This window comes from Jiangella rhizosphaerae (assembly GCF_003579925.1).
GTDB lineage: Bacteria > Actinomycetota > Actinomycetes > Jiangellales > Jiangellaceae > Jiangella > Jiangella rhizosphaerae.
This window is the reverse complement of the sequence record NZ_QUAL01000397.1, coordinates 1-11,811: the sequence shown is the minus strand read 5'-3', so window position 1 is coordinate 11,811 and position 11,811 is coordinate 1. Positions and strand designations below refer to the sequence as shown.

Genomic DNA, 11,811 nt, shown 5'->3' with positions numbered 1-11,811 from the left:
CAGCGGAGCCGGCGGCGACGGTGCCGAGCGTCCCGGCGGCCAGGGCCGCCGCGGCGGTGGCGGCGAGTGCGGCACGCCGGGTCGCGGCCCGCCTCCCCGGCGCTCTCGATGGTCGTGTCATCGGCGCTCCTCATTCAGTCGTACGGCAAGACAAGACCCCGCCGGTCGGACGGGGTTGCCCCGTAACCTATGGCCGATATCGCCTCGATTGGAAGCTTTGACGGCAAGTCGGCCGGTCTTGTCACTCTGAATCAGGAGAAATCACCCTCTTGTCACCGCTCGCCGGAGACGACAGGATGACCTGACCTCATCAGCCCGGCCGTTCCCCGGAGGTCGCCGTATGTGGACTCGCACGCTGCCCGCCGCCGGCCTCGCCGGAGCCCTGCTGACGGTGTCCGCGGCGCTGTCCGCGCCGGCCGCCCCCGACGACGGCGCCATCGCGCCGGTGGTGCGCGAACCCGAGGACCGCTCGACCGCCTCGTCGCTGACGCCGTCCGTCGATACCGCCGGCACCGACGCGCTGGTCTCGCCGTTCTCCGTCACGACGGCCGCGGACCTGCCCGGCAAGCCGCGGAACGACGTCATCGCCGACGTGCCGGTGAACCCGAACGACGCGTCGATCCCGCTGAACCTGACGCCGTACCACGCGATCCCGCCGGCGCTGCGGGCGCTGCAGGACAGCGACCGCGTCAGCGTCGAGATCATCGGCCAGTCCGCGCTCGGCCGCGACCTGCACCTCGTCGTCGTCACCTCCCCGATGACCGACGCGGAGTGGGCGGAGTGGCAGCGGCTGTCCGACCTCCGCACCGAGGACCCCGACGCCGCGATCGCCGCGCTCGAGGCCGGCGAGTACGACGACTGGAAGGCGCCGCTGTTCGTCAACAGCAACATCCACGGCAACGAGTGGGAGGGCACCGACGCGACGCTGCAGGTGCTCGACGAGCTCGCCTTCTCCGAGGACCCCGAGGTCGTCGACCTGCTCGACCAGCACGTCGTCGCGATGGTCGTCACGAACAACCCCGACGGCCGCGTCGCCGGCACCCGCGCCAACGGCAACGGGTTCGACATCAACCGCGACTACATCACCGCCTCGCAGCCGGAGTCGCGCGCCGTCCGCGCCCAGCTGATCCGCTACGAGCCGCTGACCATGCTGGACGAGCACGGCTACACCGGCACGACGCTGATCGAGCCGACCACCGGCCCGCACGGCGAGAACTACGAGTACGACCTCTACATCCGCCAGGCGATCCGCAACGGGCTGGCGATGGAGGCCGCGGTGCTGGCGCTCGGCGAGCCGCGGGTCACGGCCGTGAACATCCCGTTCCGCAACCAGACCGACGGCTGGGACGACTGGCCGCCGATCTTCACCCCGATGTACGCGATGTACCACGGCGCCGTCGGGCACACCGTCGAGGTCCCGCTGAACCCGCGCGGCATCGCCGACGTCGCCGACCGGCACGAGCGCACCCGCATCAACACCGCCGTGTCCCGGGCCACCATCGAGGCCAACTTCGCCTGGGCGCACGAGAACCGGATGAGCCTGCTCGCCGACCAGCTGGAGCTCTTCCGGCGCGGCGAGGCCGGCGAGTCGTCACGGCCGATCGACGACGAGCTCGCCCTGTCGCTCGCGCTCGGCGAGAACGGGAAGACGTTCCTGCAGGACTACCCGCGGGCCTACGTCATCCCGGCCGAGCGGCGCGGAGACGCGGCCGCCGCGCGACTGGCGCAGTTCCTCCTCGACAACGACGTCGAGGTGCACCAGGCGCGGCGGCCGTTCACCGCAGGTGGCGAGCGCTACCCGGCCGGCTCGTACGTCGTCGACATGTTCCAGGCCAAGCGCGGCCTGGCCAACACCATCCTCGACGTCGGCCGCGACGTCACCACGAACTTCCCGACGATGTACGACATCTCGGCGTGGAGCCAGGCGTACCTCTGGGGAGCGGACGTCGCGACGGTGCCGGCCGGCGGCTCGCTGGAGACGCGGGCGCTGTCGGAGATCGAGTCGGTCGCGCCGACCGGCTGGGTCGCGCCCGACCCCGTCGCGCACTTCGGGTTCCCGGCCGACACGCTGGCCGGGGTCCAGGCGGTGAACGCGCTGCTGGCCGACGGCTTGGTGGTGCGGCTGACGGCGTCCGGCGTCTTCACGGTGCCCGGCTCGGCGCGGCCGTTCGTCGAGGAGGCGGCGGTGACGTACGGCATCGCGTTCAGCGCGCTGCCGGCCTCCGCAGTCCGCGGCGCGGTCGCCGTCGACGTGCGCCGGGTCGGGACGAGCGCGCCGGCCGACGAGCTGCACGCGCTGGCCCGCATGGGCTTCACGACGACGAACGTCACCGCGGCCGGGTTCAACGCGGGCACGTACGCGTTCGCCGACTTCGACGCGCTGTACGTCTCCATGGGCGGTTTCAATCCGACGCAGCTGGACGCCGCCCAGCAGGCGGCGTTCGCGGCCTGGCGGGCGGCCGGCGGGACGATCGTCGGGCGCGGCAACGGCGGCGTGCAGTTCAACGAGCGCGCCGCGCTGCTGCCCGTGTCGGCCGTGGCGGCGCGCCCCGACGCCAACGGCATCGTCGCCGTGGAGAACGACCCGGCGTCACCGGTCACCGGCAACGCGCTGCCGTCGTCGTTCGTCAGTTCGCCGCGGCACTTCACCGGGCTCGGCGCCGGCGTGCGCGTCGATCAGCGCCTCGCCGGCGAGGGCTTCTTCCTGGCCGGCCACTGGATCGGGCAGGAGGCCGCGGCCGGCCAGCCGGTCGTCGTCAGCGGCGTGGCCGGCGGCGCCGACGTCACGCTGTTCGCCACCGAGCCGCTCTACCGCTCGCACCCGGAGGGCCTGTTCCCCCAGGTCGCCAACGCCCTCTGGCAGTAGCGCCCCGCCGCGGCGCGCGCTTCGCGATGAGCACCAATACGCACCACCCCGACGCCGGGCGGCGTGGAGAGGTGCTGTTTCGGCGTGTAGACGCTGCTGCCAACAGTTGGCGTCAGCGTCTACACCTCGAAACAGAACTCCCCCGCTCGGAGACCCATGCCGTACGCCCTACGCCGGGGTGGTGCGTATTGGTGCTCATGGCAAAGGGCCCGCCTCACAGGGCCTGGTCGCCGTCGTCACCGGCGGCAACAGCTGCCTCGGCCTCGAGACCGCCCGGGCGTTCGCCGCGGCCGGCCTGGGCGGCGGCGGAGCAGGCCGGCGTGGCGGCTCAGGCGCTGGCGGCCGGCTGGCCGCGCTGACCCGTCACGACGGTCGACTCGCCCTCGTCGTCGTGGTACTCGGCCGCGAGCAGGCCGGCTCCGGTGATGGCGTCGACGGCGCCCGCGGCCTGGCGCGCGCTCATCTCGATCAGCATGACGCCGTCGGGCGTCAGCCAGCCGGGCGCGCCGGCGGCGATCCGGCGGACGAGGTCGAGGCCGTCGCCGCCGCCGTCGAGGGCGGTGCGCGGCTCGTGGTCGCGGGCCTCGGGCGGCATCAGCGCGATCGCCGCCGTCGGCACGTACGGTGGGCTGGCCAGCAGCACGTCGACCCGGCCGTGCAGCTCCCGCGGCAGCGCGTCGTACAGGTCGCCCTCGTGGACGCGGCCGGACGGCTCGACGTTGCGGCGCGCGCACGCGACGGCGACCGGGTCGACGTCGGCGGCGTGCAGCTCGGCCCCGTCGATGCCGCGGACGACGGCCAGCCCGAGCGCCCCCGTCCCGCAGCACAGGTCGACGACCACCGACCTCGGCCGCACCCGCCGCCGCGCGAGCGCGACGAGCAGCTCGCTGCGGTGCCGCGGCACGAACACCCCCGGCCCGACCGCCACCCGCAGCCCGGCGAACTCCGCCCAGCCGACGACGTGCTCGAGCGGTTCGCCGGCCACCCGGCGGGCGACCATGTCCTCGACCTCGGCCGGGGTGGACGCGGTCTCGCCGATCAGCCGCGCCTCCTCCTCGGCGAACACGCACCCGGCGGCCCGTAACCGCGCGACGACCTGCTCATCCAGCACACCGCCACCCTAGTCCGCCCCGTTGATCTTGGAGTTCTTCGGCCATCAATCGGACATTTCACCCAGGAACTGCCGAACAACTCCACGATCAACTTCGGCGTCAGGGCAGGTCAGGTGACGGGCGCGGCGCCGGCCCGGTGCGGTCGGCGAGGGCGAGGACGCGGCGGGCCTGGTCGACCATGGCGACGTCGAGGAAGCGGCCGTTCGGCAGGACGGCCGTGCCGGAGCCGGCCGCGGCGGCGGCCTCGACCGCCGTCACGACCTCCTCGGCCCGCGCGACCTCGTCGGGCGCGGGCCGGAACGCGGCCTCGATGACCGGCAGCTGCTTCGGGTGGATGGCGGCCCGCCCGACGAAACCCAGGCCGCGGCCGCGCACGCACGACGCCGCGAGGCCGTCGGTGTCGGCGAGGTCGGTCCACACTGCCATCGCCGGCGCCGGCAGTCCGGCCGCTCGCGCGGCGACGACGAGCCGCTGCCGGCACCATGCCAGCCCGTCCTCGACGCCCTGGCCGGACAACCCCAGGTCGGACGCGAGGTCGGCCTCGCCCAGCCCGATCGACGCCACCCCCGGCGCCGACGCGATGGCGTACGCCGCCTCGACCCCGGCCGCCGTCTCGAGCAGCACATGCACCGGCCGGTCCCCCACCACCGACCGCACGGCGGCGACATCGGACGGCGAGGCCACCTTCGGCACCCGCACCGACACCGACGGCGGCAGCCCGGCGACCAGCGCGAGGTCGTCGGCGCTCCAGGGCGTCGACGGCGCGTTCACCCGCACCTGCACCTCGCGTCCGCCACCGGACGGGAACGACGACAGCACGGACGCCGCCCCCGACCGGGCGGCATCCTTCGCCGACGGCGCCACCGCGTCCTCGAGGTCGAGGATGACGACGTCGGCGGACGACGCCAGCGCCTTCTCCGCGCGGTCGGGACGGTCGGCGGGCACGTAGAGCAGCGTCAGGACCAGGCTCATACGACTCCTTCGGAGCGGAGCGACGCTATTTCATCCAACGAATACCCTAATTCGCTCAGTAAATCAGAGGTGTCGGCGCCGTGCGCCCGCCCGGTCCACCGCACCGCCCCCGGCGTCTCCGACAGCCGGAACAGCACGTTCTGCATCGCGACCTCGCCGAGGTCCGGATCGGCCGCCCGCAGCACCGTGCCCAACGCGTCCAGCTGCGGGTCCGCGACGAGGTCCGACGCGTCGTACACCGGCGCGACGGCCGCCTCGGCCTTCTCGAACTCGGCCACCACCTCGTCCCGCGTCCGGGCCGCGACCCAGGCGCCGACCGCGGCGTCCAGCTCCTCGACGTGCGCGGCCCGGCCGGCGCCGGTCGCGAACCACGGCTCGTCGACGACCTCGGGCCGGCCGACCAGGCGCATGACCCGCTCGGCGATGCTCTGCGAGCTCGTCGACACCGCGACCCAGCGGCCGTCGGCCGTCCGGTAGGTGTTGCGCGGCGCGTTGTTCGCCGACCGGTTCCCGGTCCGCGGCTGCACCGTCCCCAGCTGGTCCCACCGCGTGATCTGCGGCCCCAGCACCGACAGCATCGGCTCGATGATGGACAGGTCGATCACCTGGCCCCGCCCGCTCGACGACCGCGCGTGCAGCGCGGACGTCACCGCGAACGCCGTCGCCAGCGCCGTGATGCCGTCGGCCAGCCCGAACGGCGGCAGCGTGGGCGGGCCGTCCGGCTCACCGGTCATCGCCGCGAACCCGCTCATCGCCTCGGCCAGCGTGCCGAACCCGGGGCGCCGCCGGTACGGTCCGACCTGCCCGAACCCGGTCACCCGCGCGAGGATCAGCCCCGGGTTCTGCGCCGACAGCACGTCGTACCCGAGGTTCCACCGCTCCAGCGTGTCGGGCCGGAAGTTCTCGATGACGACGTCGGACTCGCGCGCCAGCCGCCGGAACACCTCCTGGCCGCGCTCGTGCGACAGGTCCAGCGTCATCGCCCGCTTGTTCCGGCCGAGCGTCTTCCACCACAGGTTCTGCCCGTCCTTCGCCGGCCCGTGCCCCCGCGACGGGTCCGGCCGGCGCGGGTGCTCGACCTTGACGACGTCGGCGCCCATGTCGCCCAGGTGCATCGCGGCGATCGGCCCCGCGAACAGCGTCGCGGCGTCGACGACGCGCAGCCCGGTCAGCGGCCCGCTCATGACGTCACCCCCGGAAGGTCCACGGCACAACGGAACCCGACGGACGGCGAGCGGTCCAGCCCGGCGCCCATCAGCAGGTACTTCGCCGAGAAGTGCGGCGAACGCCGGCCGCCGTCGAAGTACCAGTCCGACCCGCTCGGCACCCAGTCCGAGCCGCCCTTGAGGATGACGAACCGGGTGCGGCCGTCGGTGTGCTCGCTCTCCGTCAGGTTCCAGACGGCGGGCGCGCCGCGCTCCAGCAGGCCGGCCTCCCCGGCGACCTGCCATTCGTCCTCGGTCGGCAGCCGCAGCCCGGCCCACGCGGCGTACGCGCGGGCGTCGGTGAGGTCGACGTACGTGACGGGCTCGGCGCCGCGTCCGGCCGGCGGCGCACCGCCGGACCAGTGCGCCAGGAACCGTTCCGGACGCGCCGGCCGGTAGCCGGTGGCGGCGAGGAACACGGCGAACTCGTCGTTGGTGACCTCGGTCCGGCCGACGGCGTACGGCGTCAGCTCGGCGCGGCGGTGCGCGGTGCCGGCCGCGTGCAGCCGGGGCGGCAGCGGCTTCCACTCGTCGACGTAGGGCGCCTCGTCGTAGAGGCCGGTCTCGCGGACGCGGTACCGGACGACGAGGTCGTACCGGCCGCCGTCCACCCGGGCCATCCCCTCCGGCGCGTCGGCGGCCACCCGCGCGGGTGCTGCGACGCGCACCGCCGGACGCCGCGGGAACACCGGGTCGGGGTCGACGACGACGGCGCCGGGCGCGACGTCCGCGGCCAGCACCGCCGCGATGCCACCGGCCGGCAGCCGCCCTCCGACCACCGTCCGTCCCTCGCCGTCCTTGCCCACCGACAGCGCGGCGCCGGTCGTGAGCTCGGTGAACGGCGTCCCGGCCGGCAGGTCCACCGCCAGCCACGGCCCGTCCCACTCGGCGTCGCCGCGGTTCACCACCGTCCACAGCGGCACGCCGTCGTGCACCCACCGCGACGCGTACACCGCGGCGCCGCCGCCGGGGTGGTCGGCCAGCGGCGTCCAGTCCTCGCCCTGCAGCCAGGCGCGGTACTCGCGCTGCACCCGGCGCATGGAGCGCAGCAGCGAGCGGTCGCGCGCGCTCCAGCCGACCCAGACGCCGAACACCGTCTCCCACACCAGGATCCCCGAGCCGTTCAGCCAGGCCGACTGCAGCTCCTCCAGGTGGCTGTGGTTCCAGCGGCGGGTGTGATGCAGCACGTGCCGGCGCTCGAACCAGGTGGCCCGCAGCACGCCCGGCACCGGCGAGTCGGCGAACCACTGCGCCCAGGACATCGTGTGGTCGTGCACGCGGGCCAGCGGCAGCCGGGACTCCCCCTCCATCGCGATGCCGGGCCGCAGCGCGTCCAGCCGGGCCCGCACCTCCGCGCTGCCCTCCTTCGAGCTGTCCAGGAAGACGCCGTCGGCGCCGAGCCGGTCGACGAGGCCCACGACGGACTCCGGCGACGACTCCTCCCACGGGTAGTACGACACGAACACCCGCACCCCGGCGGCCTGGAACCGCGCGACGACGTCCGGCAGCTCGGGCACGTCGAAGTAGCCGAACTGGTCGCGCTCGTCGATGCCCTCGTTCGGGTAGGCGTGCCAGAGCACGACGCCGTCGAAGCCGCCGAACTCGCGCTCGGCCGCGGCGAGGTAGCCGTCGACGTCGAACCGGCCGGCCGCGTGGTCATACAGCAGCTCGTCCCAGAGCCAGGTCAGCGCGACGACGAACCCATCGGTGCGCTCGACGTCGTAGCGGGAACCTTCGTAGGCGACGCGTTCCCGAGCCTCGGTCCGCCAGCGGGTGAGCGCCGCCCGCCAGGCCGGCCAGTCGGCCGGGTCGTCGGGCGCGGCGAAGATCTTCGCCTCGTCCAGCACCGACAGGTCGGCGTCCGGATCCAGCGGCACCGTCGCGGGGCGGTCGATCGGGCGGGGAAGGTAGGGGCTGAACATCAGGCCTCCGTCAGGAACGCGTCGATCTCGGCGCGGTCCGGCATCGACGACGACGCGCCCGGCCGCCGCACGGACAGCGCCGCCGCCGCGGACGCTCGCCGCAGCGCGTCGTCCCAGTCCAGGCCGGCGGCGAGGCCCACGGCGAGCACCCCCGCGAACGTGTCGCCGGCCGCCGTCGTGTCGACCGCCTCGACGGCGAACGCCGGCACCGCCGTCTCGGCCCCGGCCGCGACCCGCAGCGCACCGCGCCCGCCCAGCGTGACCACAACGTCCCCGCCGCCGGCGGCCAGCGACCGGGCCGCGGCCACGGGGTCGGCGACGCCGGCGAGCAGGGCCGCCTCGTGTTCGTTCGGCACGAGGACGTCGACGGCGGTCAACAGCTCCGGCGGCAGCGGGACGGCCGGGGCCGGGGTCAGCATCACCCGCACGCCGCGCGACCGTGCGTACCGCGCCGCTTCGGCGACGAGTCCCAGCGGCAGTTCCAGCTGCAGCAGCACGATCTCGGCCGCGTCGATCGCGGCCCGGTGCGCGTCGGTCAGCGACGTGACGGTCCCGTTGGCGCCGGGCACGACGACGATCGAGTTGTCGCCGGTGGCGTCGACGGTGATGTGCGCGGTCCCCGTGGGCTGGTCGCTCACGGCGAGGCCGGACACGTCGACGCCGTCGCCCGCGAGGAGCGAGGTGATGCCGCGGCCGAACTCGTCGTCGCCCACGGCGCCGACGAACGCGACCTCGCCGCCGGCCCGGGCCGCCGCGAGCGCCTGGTTCGCGCCCTTCCCGCCGGGGACGGTGGTGAACGTGCGGCCGGTGACGGTCTCGCCCCGGCCGGGCGCGCGGTCGACGGTGACCACGAGGTCCATGTTGGCGCTGCCCAGGACGGTGATCACGGCGCGCTCACCGCCACCGTCCGCCGGGCCAGCTCGTCGAAGCCGATGCCGTCGAAACCGGCCAGCGTCGTGCTCAGCCGGTTGCGCAGCGGCGCGATCCACCGTTCCGGCAGCGCGGCGGCGCCGGTCAGCGCGCCCACGATCGAGCCGACGGTCGCGCCGTTGGAGTCGGTGTCCCAGCCGCCGCTGACCACCGCGGTGATGGACCGCTCGTAGTCGCCGCCGCCGTGCACCAGCGCGGCCACCACCAGGGCGGCGTTGTTCAGCACGTGGACCCAGTGCAGGTGCCCGTAGCGCGCCTCGACGGCGTCGACGACGGCCTCCCAGTCGCCGCCGTGCGCGGCCGGCAGCGCACGGGCGAACCGCACCGCCTCGGCGTACCGCGACTGAGGCGGCACCACGGAGAGGCCGGCGTCGAGCACCTCGTCGACCGACGACGCGACGAGGGCCGCCGAGCACGCCGCGGCCGCGAACAGCTCGCCGTACACGCCGTTGCGGGTGTGGCTGAGGACGGCGTCGCGCCAGGCCAGCGCCGCGGCGCCGGCGGGGTCGCCGGGCCGGGCCCAGCCGAACACGTCGCCGCGGATCTGCGCGCCGATCCAGTCGCGGAACGGGTTGCGCACCGTCGCGGTGGCCGGCGGCAGGTGGCCGAGCAGAAGGTTGCGGTAGGCGACCCGTTCGGCGGTGAACACGCGGCCGGCCGGCAGCGACGCCAGCCACGCCTCGGCGACGTCCTCGGTGGTGAACCCGGGCCCGCGGGTCTCCAGCAGCGCGAGGTTGAGCATCGGGTAGTTGAGGTCGTCGTCCTCGGGCATGCCGTCGATGTTCTCGGCCAGGCTGGTCGCCGCGCTGCGCCGGTTCCAGGTCCAGCGGGCGGCGACGTCGCCGGGCAGGCCCACGGCGGTGAACCAGTCGCTCAGCGGCCAGCGTCCGGTGGCCTCGAGGATCTCGCGGATGCCGGCCCGCGGGATCTTCTCCACGGGCTTGCCCAGCAGGCAGCCGGCCGCCCGGCCCAGCCAGGCACCGTGCACGCGGTCGAACGCCGCCGGGGCCGACGGCGCCCGCGTCTGGCCCGCCTCGATCGGGGCGAGGTCGGTCGGCTCCGCGGCGTCGTACGGCGACGGCCGCGCGTCGACCTCGTCGAGCAGCTCGGCGGCCAGCGCCCGCAGCTCCGGCGGCGCCGGGACGTCCGACGCCCCGCTGCGGACCGGCGCGTCGTCGCCGCCCGCCGCCGTCCAGCGCGCCCGCAGATCGGCGACGTCGACGCCGTCCTCGTCCGCTTGGGCGAAGGCGTGCCCGACCAGGTCCTCCGGCTGCACCCAGGTGAGCCTCATCCCCGCTCCCCTCCCGTGATCATCAACCTTTTGTGTCGTCATAGCAGCCCGAAAGGTTGATGATCACGGGGCGAGTCCGTCGAACGCCCGGTCGACGGCCGCGCGCCTGGCCGCGTCGGCCGCGCGCACCCGCGCCGTCACCGCGGCCAGCCGCTCACCGGGGCCGACGAGGTCGACCTTGCTGGCCGACGCCACCGCCGTCACCAGGTCCGCCGGCACCGCCGCGCGACCGCCCAGCGCGCCCGCGATCGCCCCGGCCATCGACGCGATCGAGTCGGAGTCGCGGCCGTAGTTGACCCCGCCGATGACGGCGTCGCGCCAGTCACCGCGGGCGATGGCCAGCAGGCCCAGCGCCACCGGCAGCTCCTCGATGGTGTGGACGCGGCTCGGCCGCCGGGCGCCCAGGCCCTGGTCGCGGTAGTCGTCGCCGACGGTGTCGTACGGAGCCACGGCGGCGCGCAGCTTGCCCGACTCGACGGCCTCGGTCCAGTGCCCGATCGACGCCGCGGCGTCGAGGACCGCCTCGATGCCGGCCCTCGTGCCGTCCTTGGCCAGCCGGACTGCCGCGGCCAGCACGTCGTCGACCGTCGCGCCGGGGGTCGCCGCCGCGGCCACGCAGGCGGCCATGACGCCGGCCGCCTCGCGTCCGTAGGAGGACTGGTGCGCGCCGGCGACGTCGATCGCCTCGGCGTAGGCGGTGTCGGGGTCGGCGGCGTTGACGATGCCGACCGGCGCGATGTACATCGCCGCGCCGCAGTTCACCGCGTTGCCGACGCCGGCCTCGCGCGGGTCGGCGTGGCCCCAGTGAAGCCGCAGCGCCATGAACTTCTCCGCGAGGAACACCCGCTGCAGCGGCAGCGCCTCGGCCTCGAGCTCGGGGATCCAGACCTTGCGGCCGATCATCAACGGCACCAGTCGCTCGGCGACGTCGTACGCCGTCAGGTGGGCGCCGGCCTGCTCGTACACCTCGACCATCAGGTGGGTCATGAGGGTGTCGTCGGTGACGTGGCCGTCGCCCTTGTGGTACGGCGCGATGGGCCGCGCGGTGCGCCAGTCCTCGTGGTACGGCGGCACGATGCCCTCGACCCAGCCGCCCCACCGTTCCCGGATCTGCTGCGGCGACCAGCCCTCCGTCGCACCACCGAGCGCGTCGCCGACGGCGGCTCCCGTCAGGCACCCGACCGCGGTGTCGATGAGTGCGTCACTGGTCAAGGCGAGTTTCCTTTCCCTTGTGGGACTCGCCGCCGCTTGAGACCTCGCGGTCGGCATCAGCGAGAGCCCTCTCCTCGATGGAGCCTGCCAGCTCGACCAGGTCGAGGCCGGCGAGTTCGGCCGCGCAGCAGCCGGCGAGTCGCCGGCACCGTTCGACCCAGGTGGTGGGCAGCGCGCTCAGCCCGTGCGCCGCGCCGGTGAGCGCGCCGGTCAGCGCGGGTGCGCTGTCGGCCAGCGCCGGCAGGCATGCGGCGGCGGTGACGGCGGCGATCGGCCGCTCGCCGCCCCGCTCGGCGGCGTG

General features: G+C 74.7%; 8 protein-coding genes and 1 pseudogene. 1 reads left to right on the top strand and 8 read right to left on the bottom strand.

Annotated elements, in window-relative coordinates; translation table 11 throughout:
* Positions 1–340: 340 nt before the first annotated feature.
* Positions 341–2,866, top strand: coding sequence for a M14 family zinc carboxypeptidase (locus tag DY240_RS26850; protein WP_119662735.1), 2,526 nt, complete (start codon positions 341–343; stop codon positions 2,864–2,866).
* Positions 2,867–3,194: 328 nt separating this feature from the next.
* Here DY240_RS26850 and DY240_RS26845 read toward each other — a convergent pair whose 3' ends face one another.
* From DY240_RS26845 to DY240_RS26810, 8 genes and pseudogenes are all read right to left on the bottom strand, one after another.
* Positions 3,195–3,974, bottom strand: coding sequence for a putative protein N(5)-glutamine methyltransferase (locus DY240_RS26845; RefSeq protein WP_119662736.1), 780 nt, complete (start codon positions 3,972–3,974; stop codon positions 3,195–3,197).
* Between the two features lie 103 nt (positions 3,975–4,077).
* On the bottom strand, positions 4,078–4,950 hold the full coding sequence (locus tag DY240_RS26840) for an HpcH/HpaI aldolase/citrate lyase family protein (RefSeq protein ID WP_119662734.1): 873 nt from the start codon (positions 4,948–4,950) through the stop codon (positions 4,078–4,080).
* Positions 4,947–6,134: a CaiB/BaiF CoA transferase family protein gene (locus DY240_RS26835; protein WP_119662733.1), complete on the bottom strand. Its 1,188-nt coding sequence runs from the start codon at positions 6,132–6,134 to the stop codon at positions 4,947–4,949. The genes DY240_RS26840 and DY240_RS26835 overlap by 4 nt, the downstream gene beginning before the upstream one ends.
* Positions 6,131–8,077: an SUMF1/EgtB/PvdO family nonheme iron enzyme gene (locus DY240_RS26830; RefSeq protein WP_119662732.1), complete on the bottom strand. Its 1,947-nt coding sequence runs from the start codon at positions 8,075–8,077 to the stop codon at positions 6,131–6,133. The genes DY240_RS26835 and DY240_RS26830 overlap by 4 nt, the downstream gene beginning before the upstream one ends.
* Entirely contained in the window at positions 8,077–8,937 is an 861-nt protein-coding gene (locus DY240_RS26825; protein ID WP_199702544.1) for a ribokinase, read from the bottom strand. Before DY240_RS26825 ends, DY240_RS26830 begins: the two co-directional genes overlap by 1 nt.
* A gap of 23 nt (positions 8,938–8,960) precedes the next feature.
* Complete coding sequence (locus DY240_RS26820) at positions 8,961–10,298, bottom strand: ADP-ribosylglycohydrolase family protein (RefSeq protein WP_119662730.1); 1,338 nt, start codon at positions 10,296–10,298, stop codon at positions 8,961–8,963.
* Positions 10,299–10,361: 63 nt separating this feature from the next.
* Entirely contained in the window at positions 10,362–11,567 is a 1,206-nt protein-coding gene (locus DY240_RS26815; protein WP_119662729.1) for an ADP-ribosylglycohydrolase family protein, read from the bottom strand.
* Positions 11,500–11,811, bottom strand: a pseudogene (locus tag DY240_RS26810) (ADP-ribosylglycohydrolase family protein); the annotation flags it as partial. The pseudogene DY240_RS26810 and the gene DY240_RS26815, both read right to left, overlap by 68 nt.